The organism is Stutzerimonas sp. S1 (genome assembly GCF_025966695.1).
Classification (GTDB): Bacteria; Pseudomonadota; Gammaproteobacteria; order Pseudomonadales; family Pseudomonadaceae; genus Stutzerimonas.
In genome coordinates this window covers 377,236-399,932 of record NZ_JAOEIY010000005.1, presented here as the reverse complement: position 1 = coordinate 399,932, position 22,697 = coordinate 377,236, and the positions used below count along the sequence as shown (strand labels likewise).

Below are 22,697 nucleotides of genomic sequence, written 5' to 3'. Positions count from 1 at the left end.
CAATCTCCCGCGGCACGACAAGTGCTGGCCGCACCGTTAGACTCAGGAGCTTCCTGCCCCGGATGAATTTCATGTTCTGGCTGCTGACACTGCTCGCCTACCTCATCGGTTCGCTGTCATTCGCCATTCTGCTCAGTCGCCTGGTCGGCATCCCCGACCCGCGCGCCGGCGGTTCCGGCAATCCCGGTGCGACCAACATGCTGCGTCTGGCCGGCAAGCGTCTGGCAATCGCCACACTGCTCGGCGACGTGCTCAAGGGCCTGCTGCCGGTGATGCTCGCCGCCGGGCTGGGCCTGACCGTGCAGCAACAAGGCTGGATTGGTCTGGCCGCCGTAGCCGGTCATCTTTATCCACTGTACTTCCGTTTCCGCGGCGGCAAGGGCGTTGCCACTGCCGCCGGAGTCCTGCTCGGCGTATATCCGCTCGCCGCACTGCTAGCGCTCGTGGCCTGGCTCGCGGTATTCCGCCTGACCCGCACCAGCTCGTTGGCCGCATTGATCGCGCTGCCTCTATGCCTGCCTCTGCTGGCCTGGCAGCAGCCCGGGGCCTTGCTGCCGATGAGTCTGCTCGCGGTACTGATCGTCTGGCGTCATCGCAGCAATCTGCGGGCATTGCTTGCGGGGCAGGAGCGGCATTTCTGACGTGATTCGACTATAGACGGCAGTCACCGCCGCCATCTTTATATCGGCGAGAGCGCATCCATTGGCCAACGCGCCTGCACTGCGATTGCGGGACCGTCGTGCTGCCCAGCCAGCAGCCGCTGGCAGCCGGCATAGGCAATCATCGCCCCATTGTCGGTACAAAAACGCGGCCGCGCATAGAACACCTGCCCTTTCAGCTCGGCAAGCATCCCTTCGAGCGACTGACGCAACGACTGATTGGCACTCACCCCTCCGGCGATAACCAGCGACTTGAGCCCGGTCTGTTTCAGCGCCCGGCGGCACTTGATGGTCAGCGTCTCAACCACGGCCTGCTGGAAGGCCAGGGCGATATCGCACCGGGTCTGTTCGGAGGCATCGCCAGCGCTGCAGCATTGCTGCCAGGTATTGAGGGTGAAGGTCTTGAGTCCGCTGAAGCTGAAATCCAGCCCCGGCCGGTCAGTCATCGGCCGCGGGAAGACGAAGCGGCCTGGCACCCCCTGCTCGGCCAGCCGCGCGATCTCCGGCCCGCCCGGATAGCGCAGCCCCATCAATTTCGCCGTTTTGTCGAAGGCTTCACCGGCAGCGTCGTCAACCGACTCTCCGAGCAGCTCGTAGCGCCCGATACCATCGACCCGCACCAGCTGCGTATGCCCGCCAGACACCAGCAGGGCGACGAACGGGAAGGCCGGCGGCTGCTCTTCCAGCATCGGCGCCAGCAGATGACCTTCCATATGGTGCACGCCCACCGCCGGCACACCCCAGCCCAGCGCAAGCGCCTGAGCACAGGAAGCACCCACCAACAAGGCGCCGACCAGTCCGGGTCCGGCGGTATAGGCCACGGCGTCGACCTGCCCGGCCGCAAGCCCGGATTCGGCCAGCACCTGGCGGATCAACGGCAACATGCGCTTGACGTGGTCACGCGACGCCAGCTCGGGCACCACTCCGCCATATACACGATGCAGATCGATCTGACTGAAGAGTGCGTCGGCCAGCAGACCGCGCTCGCTGTCGTAAAGCGCGACACCAGTCTCGTCGCAGGATGTTTCCAGCCCCAGCACCAGCATGGGTTCAACCTTCCAGGGAGGCGAATGAAGCCGTGCATATTAATCGTCGGGCCGGCCGACCGACCAGCGCTTTTCGCTCAGAGGCTTTGCATTCCCCGCGTCGAGGGGTTAACATCCGCAACCCTTAAAACCAGCGTGCTTGCGAGTCATTTGCCGAAGCGCGTTGCCACCGGTAATCAAGTGAAGGTACGTCCTGGATGCCCGCTGTCAAAGTTAAAGAGAATGAACCCTTCGACGTAGCCCTGCGTCGCTTCAAGCGCTCCTGCGAAAAAGCCGGCGTGCTGGCCGAAGTCCGTTCGCGCGAGTTCTACGAGAAGCCGACTGCAGAGCGCAAGCGCAAAGCTGCCGCCGCAGTTAAGCGTCACGCTAAGAAAGTGCAGCGCGAGCAGCGCCGCAGCGTTCGCCTGTACTGATCCAGTACAGCTGACGCCGCATCAAGCCCGGCCTCGGCCGGGCTTTGCATTGCCCAAGACTCCGCTTCGCCAACCGGCGAATGGCCGGAGTTTTTTTCATTTCCGGCCCGAACAATGCGAGCGTAACCTGACACCCCTATGGCCGGCCTAATCCCGCAATCCTTCATCGACGATTTGCTCAATCGCTCCGACATCGTCGAAGTGATCGGCTCGCGCATCCAGCTGAAGAAGGCAGGCAAGAACTACAGCGCGCTCTGCCCCTTCCACAAGGAAAAGACCCCCTCCTTCAGCGTCAGCCCCGACAAGCAGTTCTATTACTGCTTCGGCTGCGGCGCAGGCGGCAACGCGCTCGGCTTCGTCATGGACCACGACCACCTGGATTTCCCCCAGGCGGTGGAGGATCTGGCCAAGCGCGCCGGCATGGAAGTACCACGCGAGGAAAGCAGTCGCGGAAACAAACAACGCCAGCCAGTCGATTCGCCACTCTACCCTCTGCTGGCCGCTGCCGCCGATTACTATCGCCAGGCACTGAAGAGCCACCCCACGCGCAAGGCCGCAGTGGAGTATCTCAAGGGCCGCGGCCTCTCTGGCGTGATCGCCCGAGATTTCGGCCTTGGCTTCGCCCCGCCCGGCTGGGACAACCTGCTCAAGCACCTGGGCGGTGACACTCTGCAGCAGAAGGCCATGATCGACGCCGGCCTATTGATCGAAAATGCCGAGAACGGCAAGCGCTACGACCGCTTCCGCGACCGCGTGATGTTCCCCATCCGTGACAGCCGCGGCCGGGTGATCGCTTTCGGCGGTCGGGTGCTCGGAGACGACAAGCCCAAGTACCTCAACTCGCCGGAAACCCCGGTCTTTCACAAAGGCCAAGAGCTTTACGGCCTATTCGAAGCACGCCAGAGCAATCGCGATCTCGACGAAATTATGGTGGTCGAGGGCTACATGGACGTGATTGCGCTTGCCCAGCAGGGGCTACGCAACGCAGTGGCGACGCTAGGCACCGCCACCAGCGAAGAACACCTCAAGCGCCTATTCCGCATAGTGCCCAGCGTGCTGTTCTGTTTCGATGGCGACTCAGCGGGGCGCAAGGCGGCCTGGCGCGCACTGGAGGCAACCCTGCCGAACCTGCAGGACGGCCGCCGTGCGCGCTTCCTGTTCCTTCCCGAAGGCGAGGACCCGGACAGTCTGGTACGCGCAGAAGGTACTGACGCCTTCCGCGCCCGCATCAATCAGCAGGCCCAACCGCTGGCGGACTATTTCTTCCAGCAACTGAGCGAAGAAGCCGATCCACGCTCGCTGGAGGGCAAGGCCCACCTCGCGACGCTGGCAGCGCCGCTGATCGAAAAAATTCCCGGCACCAACTTGCGCACCCTCATGCGCCAACGCCTGGTGGAACTCACCGGCCTGACCGGCGAAGCGCTGCAACAGATGAGCGCAGCGCCCACGACCAGTGCTTCCATAGCGCCCACACACTACGACGACAGCGTTTACTACGACACCGGAACGGACTACGCCGAGGCCGCGCATTTCGAGCCACCCGAGCCCGTCACCCATCAGCGCAAGAAGAACTCGACGAAAGAGTGGAACAAGGACTGGAAAAAATCCGGCCAGCGACCAGACTTCAAGCCACGAGGGCCCCGCACACCCGCCACGGTAGAACCACCGGCATTAACTACACTGCGCACCCTGCTGCACCACCCCGAACTTGCACAAAAGGTCGAGGATGTCAGCCATTTCGCCGCAGAGGACGACACCTACGCTCAGCTGTTGGTAGCTCTGCTCGGCACCCTGCAAAAGAACCCGAAACTGCGCAGTCTGCAGCTGATCGCCCGCTGGCACGGTACCGACCAGGGCCGACTTTTACGCGCCCTGGCCGAAAAAGAATGGCTGATATCGGCCGATAACCTTGAACAACAGTTTTTCGACACCATTAATACCCTTGCCGCCAGACAGCGTGAACGCAGCCTCGAACTGCTCTTGCGCAAGGCACGCCAGGGTGAACTCAGCGCAGAGGAAAAAGATCAACTGCGTAATTTGCTGAGCCGTAACACTCCAACCGCAACATCGACCTCAACTGGCGCGTGAGGTCTTAGCTCGGCTATAATGCTCAGCTTGTTTTCAGCCCGCCAGAACCTTCAGTGGATAGGGTTATATGTCCGGAAAAGCGCAACAGCAGTCCCGCCTCAAAGAGTTGATCCAGCGTGGCCGTGAGCAGGGTTACCTGACTTACGCAGAGGTCAACGACCACCTGCCGGAAGATATTTCCGATCCGGAACAGGTGGAAGACATCATTCGCATGATCAACGACATGGGCATCAACGTATTCGAGGTTGCCCCGGATGCCGATGCCCTGTTGTTGGCCGAAGCCGATACCGATGAAGCCGCCGCCGAAGAAGCCGCTGCAGCACTTGCCGCAGTGGAGACCGACATCGGCCGCACTACCGACCCGGTGCGCATGTACATGCGCGAAATGGGCACGGTGGAACTGCTGACTCGTGAAGGCGAGATCGAAATCGCCAAGCGCATCGAGGAAGGCATTCGCGAGGTGATGAGCGCCATCGCCCACTTCCCCGGCACGGTCGACGGCATCCTTGCCGACTACGAGCGCGTCACCAATGAAGGCGGCCGCCTGTCGGACATTCTCAGCGGCTACATCGACCCTGACGATGATGGCGCTGCCGCCACTCAGGAAGTCGAGCCCGTCACTCCGCAGGTCGCAGCCAAGCCGGTTGCCGACGACAAGGACGACGAAGAGGACGAAGAATCCGACAGCGAAGAGGAAGAAGGCGACGGAGGACCTGACCCCGAAGTGGCTCGCCTGCGCTTCGGTGCCGTGGCAGAGCAGCTGGAGAAAGCCAAGAAGGCGCTGAAGAAACATGGGCGCGCCAGCCAACAGGCCATCGACGAGCTCGAGGCCCTGGCGATCCTGTTCATGCCGATCAAGCTCGTGCCCAAGCAGTACGACGCCCTGGTCGAGCGGGTGCGCGACGCTCTGAATCAGATCCGCGCCCAGGAACGCGCAGTCATGCAGCTGTGCGTACGCGATGCGCGCATGCCGCGTGCCGACTTCCTGCGCCAGTTCCCAAGCAACGAGACCAATCTCGCATGGGCTGAAGAGCTGGCCAGCGGCAAGAGCAAATACGCTGAAGCCATTGGCGCGCGCAAGGAAGATATCCAGCGCTGCCAGCAGAAGCTGCTCGCGCTCGAGGAAGAGTGCCAACTGGCGATTGCCGACATCAAGGACATCAACCGTCGGATGTCAATCGGCGAAGCCAAGGCCCGCCGCGCCAAGAAGGAAATGGTCGAAGCGAACCTGCGCCTGGTGATCTCCATCGCCAAGAAGTACACCAACCGCGGCCTGCAGTTCCTCGATCTGATCCAGGAAGGCAACATCGGCCTGATGAAGGCGGTGGACAAGTTCGAATACCGTCGCGGCTACAAGTTCTCGACCTACGCCACCTGGTGGATTCGCCAGGCGATCACCCGCTCGATCGCCGACCAGGCGCGCACCATCCGCATCCCGGTGCACATGATCGAGACAATCAACAAGCTCAACCGCATCTCTCGCCAGATGCTGCAGGAAATGGGTCGCGAGCCCACGCCTGAAGAGCTTGGCGAGCGCATGGAAATGCCCGAGGACAAGATCCGTAAGGTACTGAAGATCGCCAAGGAACCGATCTCCATGGAGACGCCGATCGGTGACGACGAAGACTCCCATCTGGGCGACTTCATCGAAGACTCCGCGATGCAATCGCCGATCGACGTGGCCACGGTGGAAAGCCTCAAGGAAGCCACCCGCGAAGTGCTCTCCGGCCTCACCGCCCGTGAAGCCAAGGTGCTGCGCATGCGCTTCGGCATCGACATGAACACCGACCACACCCTCGAGGAAGTCGGCAAGCAGTTCGATGTGACCCGCGAGCGCATCCGCCAGATCGAAGCCAAGGCGCTGCGCAAGCTACGTCACCCGACCAGAAGCGAGCATCTGCGCTCCTTCCTCGACGAGTGACCCAAACCCCCGGCCTGCCGGGGGTTTTGCTTTTTGGACAAGCGTTTAGCTATCCAGCTTCGCGTGGCGCATTGACGCCAGCGCCGGTATAATCCGCCGGCCTTCTGGGGGCCTATAGCTCAGTTGGTTAGAGCAGAGGACTCATAATCCTTTGGTCCACGGTTCGAGTCCGTGTGGGCCCACCACCTTTAAAGCCGCGCATTGCGCGGCTTTTTCGTTTCGCGCATATCCCTTTCTGCCCGCGCTCAGCTCCGCGGGCCCGCTGCAACTTCATGCATGGATGAGTTGTTCTGCACGTCCGTCATCAACTGCCCGCCCACTGACAAATAACCAAATCGCATATAAACAGCAGTATTGGTTTCTGGACTCTCTAAGTGCTGCCCTCTATCGTGCGCGCGGGGTCGCTGGCGCGGCCGCCGTTTCGAGTCATCGCCACGCTAAGGACTTCCATGTTTCCAGACTCGCTGCCGCTTCTGTTCGTTTGCGCCTTGCTGATCTGGGTACTGCTGGCCTTCGTGCGCGAAAGCTGGAGTCCGGACATCGTCGTGGCGATCGCCGTGGCGGTGCTGCTCGCCACCCAACTGCTGACTCCCGGCGAAGTGCTGGGCGTGTTGTCCAACTCGGCACCGGTGACCATCGCCTGCATGTTCATCATTTCCGCGGCATTGGAACGCACCGGCTGCATCGATGCCCTGGGTAACTGGCTGGGCGGTCTGGTCGGCACCAGCCCGACGCGCGTGCTGGCCGGGCTCACCCTGACCGCGTTGGCAATCTCCGCTTTTCTCAACAACACGCCGGTGGTGGCGATCCTCACGCCGGTAGCGATCTCGCTGGCCAAGCGCGCCGGCACCACGCCATCAAAGCTGTTGATTCCACTGTCATACGCCACGATCCTCGGCGGCACGCTGACAATGATCGGCACCTCCACCAATATCCTGGTCGACGGCGTGGCGCGTAAGGCCGGCCTCGAACCATTCGGCATGTTCGAGATCACCGGCGCCGCTGTGATCCTTGCGGGAGCCGGGATGCTCTACCTGCTGACCATCGGCAAGCACCTGCTTCCCGAGCGCGACACCCTCGCCAAACTGCTCGGCCCACGACTGGACCGTACCTTCATGACCGAACTGCGGGTGCCGTCCAGCTCTCCCGTGATCGGCAAGACTCTGGCCGAGGCGAACCTCAACGGCGGTAGTGGCCTTCAGGTGCTGCAGGTCAGCCGAGAAGCGCAGCATGTCAGCCGCCCGGAGCACGACTTCACGCTGCAGGCCGGTGATCTTCTGCTGATCCACGGACAGGTCAAGGACGTGGTGGAGCTACGCGAAAGCGGTCACCTGACCTTCAATCGCGGCGATGCCTTCGAGACTATCAGCAGCGAGGACGTGATTCTCGCCGAGGCAATCGTCGGCCGTGGCTCCCGCTACAGCCACCGGCCTATGCGCGACCTCGACCTCTCCGCTCGTTATGGCATCAATGTGCTGGCCGTGCACCGCCAGGACGAGAACATTCAAGGCAATTTCGACGACTTCCAGCTGCAGTTCGGCGACGTGATGCTGGTCGAAGGCACGCCAGCGCAGATCAAGCGCTTTGCCGACAACGGCGAGCTGATCAGCTTGAACGCCGTGCAGGAACGGGCGTTTCGGCGCGACAAGGCTCCGATTGCGATCCTCACCACATTGGCAGTGATGCTGCTGGCTGCCGTTGGCGTGATGCCCATCGAAGGCCTGGCAATCATCGGCGCCGCCGCGGTGCTGGCGACGCGCTGCCTGGATGTCGAGGATGCCTACAAGGCCGTCGACTGGAAGATCCTCAGTCTGATCTTCGGCATGCTGGCGATCAGCATCGCGATGGACAAGGTCGGCCTGGTGCAGCTGATCGTGCAGAACGTGACGAACCTGACCCCCTGGGCGGGCCCGCTGTTCATGCTCTCGTTCATCTACCTGCTGACCTCGCTGCTCACCGAGATGCTGTCGAACAACGCGGTCGCCGTGCTGATCACCCCGATCGCGATCGGCCTCGCTCAGCACCTGGGCGTCGACCCACGTGCTTTCGTCGTTGCGGTCATGTTCGCCGCCAGCGCCAGCTTCGCAACGCCGATCGGCTATCAGACCAACACCTTCGTCTATAACGCCGGCGGCTACCGTTTCGCCGACTTCCTCAAGGTCGGCATTCCGCTCAACCTCCTGCTCTGGGTGGTTGCGACGCTGGTTATCCCGCTGTTCTGGCCGCTCACCCCTCAATGATCCAGGGGTTTGCCTCAAATCATTGAACATCTGCGCGTTCCGTTTCATGCTCCGGGCTTTTCTGCGACAAACAACAACAGGAGCGCGACATGAAACTGGAAACCTTGGCCATCCATGCGGGCTATAGCCCCGATCCGACCACCAAGGCGGTGGCCGTGCCGATCTACCAGACCACCTCGTACGCGTTCGACGACACCCAGCATGGCGCCGATCTGTTCGATCTGAAGGTGCCGGGCAACATCTATACCCGCATCATGAACCCCACCACCGACGTGCTCGAACAGCGCGTCGCCGCCTTGGAAGGCGGTGTCGCCGCGCTGGCCGTGGCCTCGGGCATGGCCGCGATCACCTATGCCATCCAGACCATTGCCGAAGTGGGTGACAACATCGTCTCGGTCGCCAAGCTCTACGGCGGCACCTACAACCTGTTCGCCCACACCTTGCCGCGTCAGGGCATCGAGGTGCGTTTCGCCGCCCATGACGACATCGCCGCACTGGAAGCGCTGATCGACAGCAAGACCAAGGCGGTATTCTGCGAGTCCATCGGCAACCCGGCCGGCAACATCATCGACCTGCAGGCTCTGGCCGACGCCGCGCATCGTCACGGCGTGCCGCTTATCGTCGACAACACCGTAGCCACACCAATTCTCTGCCGACCGTTCGAGCATGGTGCCGACATCGTCGTGCACTCGCTAACCAAGTACATGGGCGGCCACGGCACCAGCATCGGCGGCATCGTCGTTGATTCCGGCAACTTCCCCTGGGCGCAGCACAAGGAGCGCTTTGCCCTGCTCAATACGCCGGATGTGTCCTACCACGGCGTCACCTACACCGAGGCGTTCGGGCCGGCAGCCTTCATCGGCCGCTGCCGGGTGGTGCCGCTGCGCAACATGGGCGCGGCGATCTCGCCGTTCAACTCTTTCCTCATCCTGCAGGGGCTGGAAACCCTCGCGCTACGCATGGAGCGCCACTGCGAGAACGCGCTCAAGGTCGCCGAATACCTGCAGGCCCATCCGCAAGTGGCCTGGGTCAAATACGCCGGCCTGGCCGACCACCCCGAGCATGCACTGGCGCAGCGCTACATGGGCGGCAAACCGGCGTCTATCCTCTGCTTCGGCATCGAGGGAGGCCTGGAGGCCGGCGCGCGCTTCATCGACGCGCTCAAGCTGATCGTGCGCCTGGTCAATATTGGCGATGCCAAGTCGCTGGCCTGCCATCCGGCCAGCACCACTCATCGCCAGCTGAATGCCGAAGAGCTGGCCCGCGCCGGCGTGTCGCAGGATCTGATTCGGCTGTCGATCGGCATCGAGCACATCGACGACATCCTCGCCGACCTGGCACAGGCGCTGAGCGCAGCCAAGGGCTGAATGCGACAGGGCACCACCTGGTGCCCTGCTTGATATCGTGCTGCAAGGCTCCACATTATCCGACATACCGCTGTGGAGCCTCGCCATGACCGACTCGCTGATCATTCCCTGTGCGCATTGCGCCAGTCTCAACCGCATCCCTGCCGCCCGTCTCGCCGAGATGCCCCGCTGCGGGCGCTGCAAAGCCGACGTCCTGCCGGCCCAGCCCTTCGAGCTGCAGGCGAACCAGTTCGCCAGCCAGATCAAGGGTGACCTCCCGCTGTTGGTGGATGTCTGGGCCAGCTGGTGCGGCCCCTGCCGCAGCTTCGCCCCCATCTTCACGCAGGCAGCAGCCCAACTGCAGGGCCGCTGTCGCCTGGCCAAGCTGGACAGCGAAGCCAACCCACAACTCTCGACCCAGCTCGGCATCCGCTCGATTCCCAGCCTGATCCTCTTCAAGAACGGTCGTGAGGTCGCGCGCCAGAGCGGGGCGATGCCACTGCCACAGCTGCTGGCGTGGCTTCGACAGCAAGGCGTGTAACCGCCTCGGCGTGCCGGCGAGACCGATGATTCGCCCTCCCCCGGACGGTGCCTCTGGTCAGTCGGCAGCAGCAATGTTTGCCTAGCCTCGACGGCGCTTGGATAATGCCCGCACTTTTGAGGCGGCAATATTCCAATGCAGGCAGTACAAGGACGTCCGCAGGCACAGCGGCCGGCTCTGCGAGGGGCCCTGTGAGCACTGGCGTGATCAATTTCAATATCGAGCGATGGCAAGCCTGGGCGCCCGGTCTGGCCTGTGCTGACGCCTGGGCGAAATGGTCGCTGGCGCCCTGCTGCCCTGCCGATCCCGAGCTGCAGCCTGACGTTGCCTTCCTCCCGCCGCTACTACGCCGGCGCATGAGCCGTCTGGCACGCATGATCTTCGCCATCGCAGCCCCGCTGGCCGAAGATCAACCGCGGCTGCCACTGGTGTATGCCTCGCGGCATGGTGAAATCTCGCGCAACTTTAGCCTGCTCAGCGATCTGGCCCGCAGCGAGCCGCTGTCACCCACGCAGTTCAGTCTCTCCGTGCACAACGCAATCGCCGGTCTGTGGTCGATCCAACGCGGCGACACCAGCGAGATGACCGCACTGGCTGCCGAAGGTGATGGACTCGAACATGCTGTGATCGAGGCCAGTCTGTTGCTAGACGAAGGCGCGCCGGCAGTGCTGCTGCTGATTGCCGAAGAGCAGCCCCCGGAACCCTATCGCGCCTGGATCGACGACGTGCCGTTTCCCTATGCCCTGGGCCTGCTGCTCAAGCCAGGCACCGACTGGCAACTTAGCCTGACTGCGGCCGATACGGACATGCCAGCGGCCCGCTGGCCGCATGCGCTGCAACTGGTACGCGCACTGCACACAACACCATCCCACTTCACGCATCAATGGAAGACGCGCCGATGGAACTGGCAGCGCACACGCTGAAACGCCCCAACGCGCCCTGGCTGTGGCGCCTGATCGCCACCGGGCTGTCGTTCGTCCTGTTCGGCCTCGGCGGACTGTGTCTGCGCCTGCTGGTCTTCCCCTTGCTCTCGCTGCTACCCGGCGACGCGGCCACGCACCGCCGTCGCGCACGGCAGACAGTCAGCCGGCTGTTCTGGCTGTTCGTGCAGTTCATGTATCGCAGCGGCGTGTTGACCTATGAGGTCGAAGGTGCCGAGAGACTTGGCCGCCCGGGACAATTGATCATCGCCAATCATCCTTCGCTGATCGACGTGGTCGTGCTGATCGCACTGATCCGCGACGCCAACTGCGTGGTCAAGCAGAGCCTGTGGGACAACCCTTTCACCCGTGGGCCGATCCGCGCGGCGCAGTACATCAGCAACAACGGCAGCGCCGAGATGCTCGACGAAGCCGCCAGCGCGCTGCAGCAGGGCCAGACGCTGATCATCTTTCCCGAGGGCACGCGCACCACGCCCGGCCAGCCACCACAGTTCCACCGCGGCGCGGCAGCCATTGCCCTGCGTGGCGCAAGACTGGTGACACCGGTAGTCATCAGCGTGACGCCGACCACCCTGACCAAGGCCGAGCCCTGGTACCGCATTCCGTCGCGACGCTTCCACTTTCAGCTGCGGGTAGGGGAGGATATCGACCCGCAGCAGTTTGCCGCCCAGGGAGCGGCGCCAATCGCCTCGCGACGACTCAACGACCATCTGCACCGACACTTTATAAAGGAGCTCGCACTCGATGAGCCAACTCAAGCTTGAGATCAAGCAACTGATCATCGACGCCCTGGGTCTGGAAGACCTCGGCCCGGACGACATCGCCGCCGATCAGCCGCTGTTTGGGGAAGGGCTCGGCCTGGATTCGGTGGATGCGCTGGAACTGGGTCTGGCGATCCAGAAGCGCTTCGGCATCAAGATCGACGCCGACGCCAAGGACACCCGCAAGCACTTCGCCAGCGTCGACAGCCTGGCGGCCTTCGTCAGCGCCAACCGCGCCACCGCCTGAGGAGAATCTCCCATGAACAGCCGCAACGAGATTTTCCAGACCCTGCGCGACGCACTGGTCGAACTGTTCGAGCTCGATCCCGAGCGCATCACCCTCGAAGCCAATCTGTACCAGGACCTGGAAATCGACAGCATCGACGCCGTTGACCTGATCGACCACATCAAGCGTCAGACCGGCAAGAAGATCGCCGCCGAAGAGTTCAAGGCCGTGCGCACCGTGGGCGATGTCGTCGAAGCGGTTTATCGGCTGACCAACGCGGAAACTGCCTGACAGACAAGACAACTGCGCCAGCGCGGCGCAGGGACTGACTGGGCCGCGCATGCAGCGCGCCCCAAGGCACTTTCCGGAACCGATCGATGCTTTCACGTTCACCCAGGATGCCAGCCGGCGCAGCCCGGCTGGCGGGCCTCGCCCTGTTGCTCGCCGGGCTGGCCTATCCCTTCGCCGTCTACTTCGGCATTGAACACCTCTCGCCACGCGCCTTCGCCGCGCTGCTCGGGGCGCTCTGGTTCGCCCGTCTGCTGAGCGCCAGCCGCTCAGCCAGCCGCTGGACCGCCGCTGTGGCGCTGCTGTTCTGCCTGCTGCTGGCACTGCTCGATGACAGCACGCTGCTGCGCTGGTATCCGGTGCTGATCAATGTCGCCATGCTTGTACTGTTCGCCGGCAGTCTGTTCAGCGGGATGCCGGTCATCGAGCGTCTGGCGCGCCTGCAGGAGCCTGAACTACCGGCCTCTGGCGTGCGCTATACGCGGCAGGTAACCAAGGTTTGGGTAGCCTTCTTCATCCTGAACGGCACGATCGCTGCCGTCCTGACACTATGGGCGCCGCTGAGCTGGTGGACGCTGTACAACGGCCTGATCGCCTATGTGCTGATGGGCCTGCTGTTCGTCGGCGAATGGCTGGTTCGCCAGTACGTGAAGGATCGCGCATGAGCTGGCTTCCTCTTACCGAACTGTTGCTCGAGGTCGATCCGCGATCAGTGTCCAACCAACCGCCACTGTCACTCGAGCAACTGCAGCAGCAGGCTCTGCAACTGGCCGGCGGGCTGCAACAGCGCGGGGTGAGAAACCTCGCTGTCCATCTGGAAGATGCGGCACAGCTGGCAATCGCCCTGCTCGGCGCCTGGCGTGCCGGCGCGCGGGTACTGCTGCCAGCCGACCTGCAACCCGCGAGCCGCGCGCGGCTGAGGCCGCACGTGGAGCTCTGGCTGACCGATCAGCCTGGCGACTCCAGCCTGACGGACCTGCTGGCTGCGCCGCTCGCCCCTGCAGCGTTCGATCCCGAACTGCTCGGCCTGACGCTCTGCACCTCCGGCTCCAGCGGCGAGCCCAAGCTCATCGACAAACGCCTGTACCAACTGGCCAACGAAGTCGAAGCGCTGGAAGCGCTGTGGGGTGCCGACCTCGGCGATGCGACAGTGATCGGCAGCGTCGCCACGCAGCACATCTATGGCCTGCTGTTTCGGCTGCTCTGGCCGCTTTGTGCCGGCCGACCATTGCTGCGTCGTGCCCTGCCCTTCGCCGAGGATATGCAGCTGGCCAGCCGCGCACAGCCGGCGTTCTGCTGGGTGGCCAGCCCCGCCCTGCTCAAGCGCATGGGCGACAACCTCGACTGGCCGGCGCTGCGCCAGGTGCGTCGGGTGTTCTCTTCTGGCGGGCCGCTGCCGGCCGAGGCCGCACAGCTGCTGCGGGAGCGCCTCGGCCAGTGGCCGACGGAGATCTATGGCAGCTCCGAAACCGGCGGCATCGCCTGGCGCCAGGGCGGCGAACGCTGGCAGCCGCTGCCGGGTATCGAACTCGATCAAGACGAGCAGGGTGCATTGCGCGTGGCATCGCCCTGGCTTGCACGCGGACATGTGGAGCAGACTGCCGATGGCGCCGAACTGCACGCCGATGGCCGCTTCACTCTGCGCGGCCGGCTGGATCGCATCGTCAAGCTGGAGGAGAAGCGCATTTCGCTACCGATGCTGGAAAGCGCACTCGCCGAACACCCATTCATTAGCGAGGCGCGGCTCGGCGTCATCCAGGACAATCGTGCCTATCTCGGCGCGCTGGTGGCACTGAGCGAGGCTGGCACCTTCGCGCTGCGCAATCAGGGCCGCCGCGCCGTTACCCAGGCGCTGCGCCAACATCTCAGTGCCCACTGCGAGGCGCTGGCGCTGCCGCGGCGCTGGCGACTGGTCGGCCAGCTGCCGAGCAATTCCCAGGGCAAACTATCCCAAGCCGAGGTGGATACGCTGCTGCAGGCGCCACGCCCGCGCGGGCCGGAGCGCCTGCGGCAGCAATGGCAGGACGATCACTGGCAGATCGAGCTGCGCGTGCCGCTGGACCTGGCGCACTTCAGCGGCCATTTCCCGCGTACGCCGGTGCTGCCCGGCGTCGTCCAGATCGAGTGGGCAATGGATCTCGCACGCGAACTGATCGACGACTTGCCGCCCCGTTTCGGCGGCATGGAAGTGCTGAAATTCCAGCAGCTCGCCAGGCCCGGCGACCGGCTGCAGCTGAGCCTGCGATTCGATCGCGAGCGCGGCAAGCTGTACTTCACCTATCACAACGACGACAAGCCCTGCTCGTCCGGGCGCATTCTGCTGGGAGCGCAGCCATGACCACCATGAACGAGTTGCCACCCGTAGCAGCCGCGGCGCCTGCAACCGCGGTAGTCGCTCCTCCCGCGAAGCCGGAAGAAGACTGGTTCAAGCCTTGCGCGGTGATCCCGGTCTACAACCACGAGCGCAGCCTGCCCGCGGTGGTCGCCGCGCTAGGTGCCGCGGATCTGCCCTGCGTGCTGGTGGATGACGGTTCCTCCCCGGCCGCAGCGGCAGTCATCGACAAGCTCGCCGAGCAGGCCGGCGTCTTCCTGCTCCGCCATCAGCACAACCAGGGCAAGGGCGGCGCGGTGATCAGCGGCCTGCGCGAGGCCCGGCGACTGGGCTTCAGCCATGCGCTGCAGGTGGATGCCGATGGCCAGCACGATCTCTCCGGCGTCGAGCTGTTCCTCGATCGCGCCAGCCAGGCCCCGGATGCACTGATCTGTGGTTATCCGCAATATGACGCCAGCGTGCCCAAGGGTCGCCTGTATGCCCGCTACCTGACCCATGTCTGGGTCTGGATCAACACCCTGTCGCTGTCGATTCGCGACTCGATGTGCGGCTTCCGCGTCTATCCGCTGGAGCCGACGTTGGCGTTGATCGACAGCGTGCGCCTGGGCCGGCGCATGGATTTCGATACCGAGATTCTGGTGCGCCTGCACTGGCAGGACCAGCCGATGGTCTGGCTGCCAACGCGGGTGCATTACCCGCAGGACGGTATCTCGCATTTCCGCCTCTGGCTGGACAACGCGCTGATCTCCGCGATGCATGCCCGACTGTTCGTCGGCATGCTGCTGCGCGCACCGAAGCTGCTCGCGCGGCGCCTGCAACGATGAGCGAAGCCCCGATGCCTTCGCACTGGGCAGCGCAACGCGAGCGCGGCAGCTTCGCGCTGATGCGCCTGACCGCTTGGGCGGTGCGGGTGCTCGGCCGGCGCGTGATGGCGCCGCTGCTGTACCTGATCGTGTTGTATTTCTACCTGTTCGGCCGCAGCGCCCGCGACAGCGCGCGCCAGTACCAGGGCAACCTGGCGCGCTGGAGCGGGCGCGCCGAATTGCAGCCCAACACCCGCTCGGTCTATCGCCAGTTCATGAGCTTCGCCGAAGCGCTGCTGGACAAGCTCGATGTCTGGAGCGGGCGCGTCGGGCGGGAACGCCTGGTGATTCACGATCCGGCCAATCTTCACGCCAGCCTCGAAGCCCCGCGCGGCCAGCTGCTGGTGGGCTCGCACCTGGGCAACCTGGAGATCTGCCGGGCCCTTGCCGAAATGGGCGGCGAAGTGCGGATGAACGTGCTGGTGCACACCCGTCATGCCGAACAGTTCAACCGCCTGCTCGACCAGTCCGGCGCGGACAACCTGCGGCTGATCCAGGTCAGCGAGCTGGACCCGGCGACCATGCTGCAGCTGTCCCAGCGTCTGGAGCGCGGCGAATGGCTGGCCATCGCCGGCGATCGCGTGCCGCTGCACGGCGGACGCACTGCCATGGCCGACTTTCTCGGCCAGCCGGCAGCCTTTCCCCAAGGGCCCTGGCTGCTCGCCGGCCTGCTCGAATGCCCGGTGAACCTGCTGTTCTGCCTCAAACATCAAGGCCGCTTCCATGTGCATCTGGAGCCCTTCGCCGAGCGCGTCCGCTGGCGCCGCGCCGAGCGCGACGCGGTGATCGCGCAGGCGGTGCAGCGCTACGCCGATCGCCTCGCCGCGCGCTGCCTTGAGGCGCCGCTGCAATGGTTCAACTTCTATCCCTTCTGGAACACACAGGACCCGCGTCGTGACTGAGCCCGTGATCTTTGGCGAAAACCTTCTGCGCATCGAGGACGTGCTGGCCGTAGCGCAGCGCCGTGCGCCAGCACGACTGCAGGCGGACGAAGCGTTCCGCAGCCGCATCGCCCGCGGTGCGCAATTTCTCGACACCCTGCTGGACCGCGAAGGCGTGATCTACGGCGTCACCACCGGCTACGGCGACTCCTGCGTGGTGGCGGTGCCGCTGCATCAGGTCGAAGCGCTGCCGCAGCACCTGTTCACCTTCCATGGCTGCGGCCTGGGCAAGCTGCTGGACGCCGAAGCCACCCGTGCCGTGCTCGCCGCGCGCCTGCGCTCGCTGACCCACGGCATGTCCGGCGTGCGCATCGAGTTGCTGGAACGCATGCAGGCATTTCTCGAACACGACGTGCTGCCGCTGATTCCGGAGGAAGGCTCGGTCGGCGCCAGCGGTGATCTGACCCCGCTGTCCTACGTCGCCGCCGCCCTGGCCGGCGAGCGCGAGGTGCTATATCGCGGTGAACGCCGCAGCGCCGCCGAAGTGCACCGCCAGCTCGGCTGGACGCCGCTGACGCTGCGCCCCAAGGAAGCGCTGGCGCTGATGAACGGCACCGCGGTGATGACCGGCCTCGCCTGCCTGGCCTACGCCCGCGCCGATTACCTGCTGCAGCTGGCGACCCGCATCACCGCGCTGAACGTGATTGCCCTGCAAGGCAATCCGGAGCATTTCGACGAGCGCCTGTTTGCCGCCAAGCCGCACCCGGGCCAGGCCCAGGTCGCCGCCTGGATTCGCCAGGACCTGGCCATCGATGCGCCTGCCGCGCCCTTGCACCGGCTGCAGGATCGCTATTCCATCCGCTGCGCGCCCCATGTGCTCGGCGTGCTGGCCGACAGCCTGGGCCTGCTGCGCCAGTTCATCGAGACCGAGCTGAATAGCGCCAACGACAACCCGATCATCGATGCCGACAACGAGCGCGTGCTGCACGGCGGACATTTCTACGGCGGGCATATCGCCTTCGCCATGGACAGCCTGAAGAACCTGGTGGCCAACGTCGCCGACCTGCTCGACCGCCAGCTCGCCCTGCTGGTCGACACGCGCTACAACCACGGCTTGCCAAGCAACCTCTCCGGCGCCCCGGCGGCCACGGCGATGATCAACCACGGCTTCAAGGCAGTGCAGATCGGCGCCAGCGCCTGGACCGCCGAAGCACTGAAGAACAGCATGCCCGCCAGCGTCTTCTCGCGCTCCACCGAATGCCACAACCAGGACAAGGTCAGCATGGGCACCATCGCCGCCCGCGACGCCCTGCGCAGCCTGGAACTCACCGAACAGGTCGCCGCCGCCACGCTGCTCGCCGCCCAGCAGGGCGTCTGGCTGCGCCAGCGCGAAGATGACGCCCGCGCCTTGCCCGCGGCCCTTGCAGCCATGCACGGCGAACTGGCCGCGGACTTCCCGCCGCTGATCGAAGACCGCGCGCTGGAAGGCGAACTGCGCCTGTGCCTTGCGCAGATCCGTAACCGGAAGTGGAGGTTCTATGCGTAAGGACGGCGTACTGCAGGCCGAGGTCGAGATCCTCGTGCCGTTCTTCGACGTCGACTCCATGGACGTGGTCTGGCACGGCCACTACGTCAAGTACTTCGAGGTCGCCCGCTGTGCGCTGCTCGAGCGCATCGGCCACAACTACCAGCAGATGCGCGACGCCGGCTATGCCTGGCCGATCATCGACGTGCAGCTGCGCTACATGCGCGGCGCCCGCTTCAACCAGCGCATCGTCGTGCGCGCCAACCTGGTGGAGTGGGAGAACCGCCTGAAGATCAACTACCTGATCCGCGATGCCGAAACTGGCGAGCGCATGACCCGCGGCAGCAGCGTGCAGGTCGCCGTGGAGATCGCCAGCCGCGAGATGCTGCTGGCGTCGCCGCGAGTCTTCGTCGACGCGGTGGAGCGCGCACTGGCATGACGCGAATATTCAGGAACTGGGCTGCTGCCATCGCCCTGCTGATGGTGACCCACATGGCCATGGCGCAGCCCTTCGAGCTGCCACAGCTCGCCGAACAACTGAGCGGGCCGGCCGTGGTACGTGGCGACTTCATTCAGGAAAAGCACCTGCGTGCCCTGCCGCAGCCGCTGACCAGCCAGGGCCGGTTCGTGCTCGCCCGCGGCCACGGCCTGCTCTGGCTGCTGCAGCAGCCGATCCGCCAGGACTATCGCATCACCGCCCAGGGCATCGCGCGGCGGGACGAGCAGGGCTGGCAGGCGGTCGACCCGCACGGCAGTTCGGCTCGGCAGAATCAGCTGTTCCTCGCCGTACTGAGCGGTGATACCCAGGCCCTGCAGCGCGATTTCGAACTCAAGCTGAACGGCGCCCCCGATGCCTGGCGCCTGCAGCTGACCCCGCGCGGCGCACTGCTCAGCCAGGTTTTCGAGACCATCGAGATCGAGGGCGGCGCCACGGTTGTGCGGATCGAGTTGCGCGAGGTGCAGGGCGACCGCACCGTGCTGCGCCTGCTCGATAGCCAGATCGACGACAGCCTCACGGCCCACGAGCAACGCGATCTTGTCGACTGAGCAACTGCAACCCCGGCGCTGGCCGGCCGCGCTGTTCGGCCTGGCGCTGCTCGGCCTGCTGGCGCTGAATGCCTGGCAATGGCGCGACGGCCCGCCACTGAGTGCCAACCTGCTGCTATTGCTGCCCAGCGACAGCCACGACGCGCTCGAACAGCTGGCGACCGAACGCATGCAGGAACCGCTCAGGCGCGATCTGATGCTGCTGATCCGGCATGACGACGAGCGTGAAACCTGGCGTCTGACTGAAAGCCTGGCGGCCGAACTGCGTGGTAGCGGCCTGTTCGCCCAGGTGCGCGAGCGGGTACAGCCCGATCTGCCGGCGGTCGCGCGCCAGCTGCGCGAGCAGTCCCTCGGTCTGCTCGCGACTGCCGATCGCCAACAGCTTGTCGACCATCCGGAGTCGTTCATCCAGCAGCGCCTCGAGCGACTCTACGACCCGTTCGCCGCCAGCCCGCTGCCGCTCGAGCAGGACTGGTTCGGCCTCGCCGGCCTGGCCCTGCAACGATTGCCACAGCTGGGCAATGTTCGCGCCCAGAACGACGGCAGCCTCGTCGCCGAACATGCCGGCCAGCGCTGGCTGGTCGTACATGCGCGTGCGCAAGGCGATGCCTTCGACGAGGGTTCGCCACAACAGGTGGCAACCCTCGTCGAAAAGGCCCGTGACGACATCGAAGCGGCGGGAGGCGAACTGCTGAGTGCCGGCGGGGTGCTGCATGCCGCCCATGGCCAACGTACCGCCCGCGCCGAGGCGAGTTTGATCGGCAGCCTCTCGCTGGGTGCCACCCTGCTGCTGTTGCTCTGGCTGTTCCGCACACCGCGCATCCTGCTGGCTGCCTTGCCGGTGCTGGTCGGCGCGCTGTCGGGCGCGGCCGCCTGCGTCGCGCTGTTCGGCCAGATGCACGTACTGACCCTGGTGCTCGGCGCCAGCCTGATCGGCGTCAGCCTGGACTTCCCGCTGCACTACCTGTCCAAGAGCTGGACACTGCAACCCTGGCACGGCCGCCGCGCATTGGGCCTGATCCTGCCGGGGCTGGCGCTGGCCCTGTTCACCAACCTGATCGGCTATCTGGCACTGGCCTTCACACCCTTCCCGGCACTGAGCCAGGTGGCGGTTTTCTCCGCAGCCGGACTGCTCGGCGCCTTTCTCTGCACCACCTGCCTGCTGCCGGTGCTGTTCAATGGCCGCCTGCAACCCTGGCCTCGCCCGCTGGGCTGGGCGAAGCACTGGCTGCAGCTGCGCCAGGCGCTGTTGGCGCGCATCGCCACACCCTGGCTGCTGGCCGGCCTCGGGCTGTTCTGCCTCGGCGGCGTGCTGCAGCTGTCGTTCAAGGACGACCTGCGCCAGTGGGTCAGCAGCGCGCCCGAACTGCAGCAGCAGGCTGAACGCATCGCTGCGATCACCGGTTTCCAGCCCACCAGTCAGTATTTCCTGGTGCGTGCAGCCGATACAGATGAACTGCTCAAGCGCCAGGTGGAGTTGAGCCGCGATCTGGATGCTCTGCAGAGCGAGCAGCAGCTGGCTGGCTACCTTGCCCTGAGCCAGTTGCTCGCGCCGGCATCCGAGCAGGCACAGCTGCGCGCCGCCCTGCCGCAACTACTCGCGGCCAGCCAGCCGCTGACGGCGCTTGGCGTCGAAGTCGCAACCCTGCGGGCCGAAATCGCGCAATTGCAGACGCAGCCGCCGGTGACCGTCGAGGCGGCACTGGCCGGTCCGCTTGGCGAAGCCTGGCGCGCGCTCTGGCTTGGCAAAATGGACAATGGCGTGGCGGGACTGATCAGCCTGCAGGGGTTGCGCGACAGTACAGCGCTGGCGGCCATCGCCAAAGCCGTGCCCGGCACAACGCTGGTCGATCAACCCGCCAGGCTCAACCAGCTGTTCGCCGCAACCAAGCTGCAGGCTGCCGAGCTCAAGGTGCTGGCCAGCCTGCTGATCTTCGCCCTGCTCTGCCTGCCCTTCGGCGCCGCCGGCGCATTGCGCTGCATTGCGGTGCCGTTGCTGGCGGCGCTGGCGAGCCTGGCGAGCCTCGGCTGGCTCGGTCAGCCGCTGACCCTGTTCGGCCTGTTCGGCCTGTTGCTGGTCACGGCGATCGGCGTGGATTACGCCATCCTCATGCGCGAGCAGGTCGGCGGCGCCGCGGTCAGCCTGGTCGGCACCCTGCTGGCGGCCACCACCACCTGGCTGTCGTTCGGCCTGCTGGCGGTGTCCAGCACGCCGGCCGTGAGCAACTTCGGCCTCACCGTCAGCCTCGGGCTGGCCTTCAGTTTCTTCCTGGCCCCCTGGGCCACCCATAAGCAAGACACACCACCACAGGCAGGGAGGCCGTATGGCGCCGCTTGAATCGCAACACCGTGAAGTCGTGATCATCGGAGCCGGCCCGTCCGGCGCAATCGCCGGCGCGCTGCTCAAGCGCCAAGGCCACGACGTGCTGATCATCGAACGCCAGCGCTTTCCGCGCTTCTCCATCGGCGAGAGCCTGCTTTCGCACTGCCTGGACTTCATCGAGGAAGCCGGCATGCTCGAGGCGGTGCGCGCGGCGGGCTTCCAGACCAAGCACGGCGCGGCCTTCGGCTGGGGCGAGCGCTACACGGATTTCGATTTCCGCGACAAATTCACCGCCGGTCATGGCAGCACCTATCAGGTTCAGCGCGCCGACTTCGACAAGCTGCTGGCCGATCAGGCCGCGTTGCAGGGTGTGGAGATTCGCTACGAGGAAGAAGTCACCGCGGCGGATTTCACCGGCGAGCGGCCCTGGCTGCAGATTCGGCGGGCCGACGGCAGCGAGTACCGCGTCGATACCGCCTTCGTGCTGGATGCCAGCGGCTATGGCCGTGTGCTGCCGCAGCTGCTTGATCTGGAAGCGCCATCGGGCTTCCCGGTACGCCGGGCGGTCTTCACCCACATCGAAGATCGCATCGACGACCCGCGCTTCGACCGCGAGAAGATCCTTATCACCACCCATCCCGAACTGCGGGACGTCTGGTACTGGACCATCCCGTTCAGCAACGGCCGCTGTTCGCTGGGCGTGGTCGCCAGTGCCGAACGCTACGAAGGCCGGCCGGTGAATCTGGATGCCTGCCTGCGCGAATTCGTCCAGGAGGCACCGAACCTCAAACGCATTCTGCAGAACGCCGAATGGGACACCCCAGCACGACTGATCGGCGGCTACTCGGCCAACGTCAAGAGTCTGCACGGTCCGGGCTTCGCCCTGCTCGGCAATGCCGCCGAGTTTCTCGACCCGGTGTTTTCCTCCGGCGTGACCATCGCCATGCGCTCGGCACACATGGCTGCCGGTGTGCTGCATCGCCAGCTGAGCGGCGAAATGGTGGATTGGGAGCGCGAATTCGCCGCCCCGCTCAAGCGCGGCGTCGATACCTTCCGGACCTACGTGGAGGGTTGGTACGATTGCAGCTTCCAGGACGTGATCTACTACGAACACGCCCAGCCGGAGATCCGCCGGATGATCAGCTCGATCCTCGCCGGCTATGCCTGGGACGAAAAGAACCCCTATGTCGCCGAACCCAAACGCCGCCTGCGCGTACTGGCCGAACTCTGCTCGGCGGGTGCCGGTGTCTGAGCGG

Annotated in this window: 21 protein-coding genes and 1 tRNA gene; 21 read left to right on the top strand and 1 reads right to left on the bottom strand. The window is 64.9% G+C overall.

Features of this window, described 5'->3' with window-relative positions:
• Positions 1-71 precede the first annotated feature (71 nt).
• Complete coding sequence (gene plsY, locus N8H22_RS13300; protein WP_264590990.1) at positions 72-641, top strand: glycerol-3-phosphate 1-O-acyltransferase PlsY; 570 nt, start codon at positions 72-74, stop codon at positions 639-641.
• Between the two features lie 38 nt (positions 642-679).
• Here plsY and tsaD read toward each other — a convergent pair whose 3' ends face one another.
• The gene (gene tsaD, locus N8H22_RS13295) at positions 680-1,705 is read right to left on the bottom strand and encodes a tRNA (adenosine(37)-N6)-threonylcarbamoyltransferase complex transferase subunit TsaD (RefSeq protein ID WP_264590989.1); all 1,026 of its coding nucleotides are present in this window, start codon (positions 1,703-1,705) and stop codon (positions 680-682) included.
• Between the two features lie 197 nt (positions 1,706-1,902).
• On the opposite strand from tsaD, the gene rpsU reads away from it, so the two are divergent.
• The 20 genes from rpsU (at position 1,903) to N8H22_RS13195 (ending at position 22,693) form a co-directional block, all read left to right on the top strand.
• Positions 1,903-2,118 (top strand): 30S ribosomal protein S21, encoded by a 216-nt coding sequence (gene rpsU / locus N8H22_RS13290; RefSeq protein ID WP_003290642.1) that lies wholly within the window; start codon positions 1,903-1,905, stop codon positions 2,116-2,118.
• Between the two features lie 138 nt (positions 2,119-2,256).
• On the top strand, positions 2,257-4,206 hold the full coding sequence (gene dnaG / locus N8H22_RS13285; RefSeq protein WP_264590988.1) for a DNA primase: 1,950 nt from the start codon (positions 2,257-2,259) through the stop codon (positions 4,204-4,206).
• Positions 4,207-4,273: 67 nt separating this feature from the next.
• Positions 4,274-6,127, top strand: coding sequence for an RNA polymerase sigma factor RpoD (gene rpoD, locus N8H22_RS13280; protein ID WP_264590987.1), 1,854 nt, complete (start codon positions 4,274-4,276; stop codon positions 6,125-6,127).
• Positions 6,128-6,235: 108 nt separating this feature from the next.
• A tRNA-Ile gene (locus N8H22_RS13275) sits at positions 6,236-6,312 on the top strand.
• 264 nt (positions 6,313-6,576) lie between these two features.
• The gene (locus N8H22_RS13270) at positions 6,577-8,367 is read left to right on the top strand and encodes an SLC13 family permease (RefSeq protein WP_264590986.1); all 1,791 of its coding nucleotides are present in this window, start codon (positions 6,577-6,579) and stop codon (positions 8,365-8,367) included.
• 89 nt (positions 8,368-8,456) lie between these two features.
• Positions 8,457-9,734, top strand: a complete 1,278-nt coding sequence (locus N8H22_RS13265; protein ID WP_264590985.1) for a bifunctional O-acetylhomoserine aminocarboxypropyltransferase/cysteine synthase — start codon at positions 8,457-8,459, stop codon at positions 9,732-9,734.
• Positions 9,735-9,819: 85 nt separating this feature from the next.
• Positions 9,820-10,254 carry a thioredoxin TrxC gene (gene trxC, locus N8H22_RS13260; RefSeq protein ID WP_264590984.1) on the top strand — a complete coding sequence of 145 codons (435 nt, stop codon included), beginning with the start codon at positions 9,820-9,822 and terminating at the stop codon, positions 10,252-10,254.
• 203 nt (positions 10,255-10,457) lie between these two features.
• On the top strand, positions 10,458-11,177 hold the full coding sequence (locus N8H22_RS13255) for a beta-ketoacyl synthase chain length factor (RefSeq protein ID WP_264590983.1): 720 nt from the start codon (positions 10,458-10,460) through the stop codon (positions 11,175-11,177).
• Positions 11,153-11,959 carry a lysophospholipid acyltransferase family protein gene (locus tag N8H22_RS13250; RefSeq protein ID WP_264590982.1) on the top strand — a complete coding sequence of 269 codons (807 nt, stop codon included), beginning with the start codon at positions 11,153-11,155 and terminating at the stop codon, positions 11,957-11,959. The genes N8H22_RS13255 and N8H22_RS13250 overlap by 25 nt, the downstream gene beginning before the upstream one ends.
• Positions 11,940-12,203: a phosphopantetheine-binding protein gene (locus N8H22_RS13245; RefSeq protein WP_264590981.1), complete on the top strand. Its 264-nt coding sequence runs from the start codon at positions 11,940-11,942 to the stop codon at positions 12,201-12,203. Before N8H22_RS13250 ends, N8H22_RS13245 begins: the two co-directional genes overlap by 20 nt.
• Positions 12,204-12,215: 12 nt before the next feature.
• Positions 12,216-12,473 (top strand): acyl carrier protein, encoded by a 258-nt coding sequence (locus tag N8H22_RS13240; RefSeq protein ID WP_264590980.1) that lies wholly within the window; start codon positions 12,216-12,218, stop codon positions 12,471-12,473.
• Positions 12,474-12,559: 86 nt separating this feature from the next.
• On the top strand, positions 12,560-13,135 hold the full coding sequence (locus N8H22_RS13235; RefSeq protein ID WP_264590979.1) for a hypothetical protein: 576 nt from the start codon (positions 12,560-12,562) through the stop codon (positions 13,133-13,135).
• Complete coding sequence (locus tag N8H22_RS13230) at positions 13,132-14,808, top strand: acyl-CoA synthetase family protein (protein WP_264590978.1); 1,677 nt, start codon at positions 13,132-13,134, stop codon at positions 14,806-14,808. The genes N8H22_RS13235 and N8H22_RS13230 overlap by 4 nt, the downstream gene beginning before the upstream one ends.
• Positions 14,805-15,626 carry a glycosyltransferase family 2 protein gene (locus N8H22_RS13225; RefSeq protein WP_264590977.1) on the top strand — a complete coding sequence of 274 codons (822 nt, stop codon included), beginning with the start codon at positions 14,805-14,807 and terminating at the stop codon, positions 15,624-15,626. Before N8H22_RS13230 ends, N8H22_RS13225 begins: the two co-directional genes overlap by 4 nt.
• The gene (locus tag N8H22_RS13220) at positions 15,623-16,567 is read left to right on the top strand and encodes a glycosyl transferase (protein WP_264590976.1); all 945 of its coding nucleotides are present in this window, start codon (positions 15,623-15,625) and stop codon (positions 16,565-16,567) included. Before N8H22_RS13225 ends, N8H22_RS13220 begins: the two co-directional genes overlap by 4 nt.
• Positions 16,560-18,092, top strand: a complete 1,533-nt coding sequence (locus tag N8H22_RS13215; RefSeq protein WP_264590975.1) for an aromatic amino acid ammonia-lyase — start codon at positions 16,560-16,562, stop codon at positions 18,090-18,092. The genes N8H22_RS13220 and N8H22_RS13215 overlap by 8 nt, the downstream gene beginning before the upstream one ends.
• Positions 18,085-18,510 carry an acyl-CoA thioesterase gene (locus tag N8H22_RS13210; RefSeq protein WP_264590974.1) on the top strand — a complete coding sequence of 142 codons (426 nt, stop codon included), beginning with the start codon at positions 18,085-18,087 and terminating at the stop codon, positions 18,508-18,510. The genes N8H22_RS13215 and N8H22_RS13210 overlap by 8 nt, the downstream gene beginning before the upstream one ends.
• Positions 18,507-19,118, top strand: coding sequence for an outer membrane lipoprotein carrier protein LolA (locus N8H22_RS13205; RefSeq protein ID WP_264590973.1), 612 nt, complete (start codon positions 18,507-18,509; stop codon positions 19,116-19,118). The genes N8H22_RS13210 and N8H22_RS13205 overlap by 4 nt, the downstream gene beginning before the upstream one ends.
• On the top strand, positions 19,108-21,456 hold the full coding sequence (locus N8H22_RS13200; RefSeq protein ID WP_264590972.1) for a hypothetical protein: 2,349 nt from the start codon (positions 19,108-19,110) through the stop codon (positions 21,454-21,456). Before N8H22_RS13205 ends, N8H22_RS13200 begins: the two co-directional genes overlap by 11 nt.
• Entirely contained in the window at positions 21,443-22,693 is a 1,251-nt protein-coding gene (locus N8H22_RS13195; RefSeq protein WP_264590971.1) for an NAD(P)/FAD-dependent oxidoreductase, read from the top strand. The genes N8H22_RS13200 and N8H22_RS13195 overlap by 14 nt, the downstream gene beginning before the upstream one ends.
• Positions 22,694-22,697: the final 4 nt, after the last annotated feature.

Excerpts from the sequence above, each read along its gene's own strand:
- plsY (WP_264590990.1), top strand. The coding sequence starts at position 72 with ATGTTCTGGCTGCTGACACTGCTCGCCTACCTCATCGGTTCGCTGTCA.
- tsaD (WP_264590989.1), bottom strand. The coding sequence starts at position 1,705 with ATGCTGGTGCTGGGGCTGGAAACATCCTGCGACGAGACTGGTGTCGCG.
- rpsU (WP_003290642.1), top strand. The coding sequence starts at position 1,903 with ATGCCCGCTGTCAAAGTTAAAGAGAATGAACCCTTCGACGTAGCCCTG.
- dnaG (WP_264590988.1), top strand. The coding sequence starts at position 2,257 with ATGGCCGGCCTAATCCCGCAATCCTTCATCGACGATTTGCTCAATCGC.
- rpoD (WP_264590987.1), top strand. The coding sequence starts at position 4,274 with ATGTCCGGAAAAGCGCAACAGCAGTCCCGCCTCAAAGAGTTGATCCAG.
- N8H22_RS13270 (WP_264590986.1), top strand. The coding sequence starts at position 6,577 with ATGTTTCCAGACTCGCTGCCGCTTCTGTTCGTTTGCGCCTTGCTGATC.
- N8H22_RS13265 (WP_264590985.1), top strand. The coding sequence starts at position 8,457 with ATGAAACTGGAAACCTTGGCCATCCATGCGGGCTATAGCCCCGATCCG.
- trxC (WP_264590984.1), top strand. The coding sequence starts at position 9,820 with ATGACCGACTCGCTGATCATTCCCTGTGCGCATTGCGCCAGTCTCAAC.
- N8H22_RS13250 (WP_264590982.1), top strand. The coding sequence starts at position 11,153 with ATGGAACTGGCAGCGCACACGCTGAAACGCCCCAACGCGCCCTGGCTG.
- N8H22_RS13245 (WP_264590981.1), top strand. The coding sequence starts at position 11,940 with ATGAGCCAACTCAAGCTTGAGATCAAGCAACTGATCATCGACGCCCTG.
- N8H22_RS13240 (WP_264590980.1), top strand. The coding sequence starts at position 12,216 with ATGAACAGCCGCAACGAGATTTTCCAGACCCTGCGCGACGCACTGGTC.
- N8H22_RS13235 (WP_264590979.1), top strand. The coding sequence starts at position 12,560 with ATGCTTTCACGTTCACCCAGGATGCCAGCCGGCGCAGCCCGGCTGGCG.
- N8H22_RS13230 (WP_264590978.1), top strand. The coding sequence starts at position 13,132 with ATGAGCTGGCTTCCTCTTACCGAACTGTTGCTCGAGGTCGATCCGCGA.
- N8H22_RS13225 (WP_264590977.1), top strand. The coding sequence starts at position 14,805 with ATGACCACCATGAACGAGTTGCCACCCGTAGCAGCCGCGGCGCCTGCA.
- N8H22_RS13220 (WP_264590976.1), top strand. The coding sequence starts at position 15,623 with ATGAGCGAAGCCCCGATGCCTTCGCACTGGGCAGCGCAACGCGAGCGC.
- N8H22_RS13210 (WP_264590974.1), top strand. The coding sequence starts at position 18,085 with ATGCGTAAGGACGGCGTACTGCAGGCCGAGGTCGAGATCCTCGTGCCG.
- N8H22_RS13205 (WP_264590973.1), top strand. The coding sequence starts at position 18,507 with ATGACGCGAATATTCAGGAACTGGGCTGCTGCCATCGCCCTGCTGATG.
- N8H22_RS13195 (WP_264590971.1), top strand. The coding sequence starts at position 21,443 with ATGGCGCCGCTTGAATCGCAACACCGTGAAGTCGTGATCATCGGAGCC.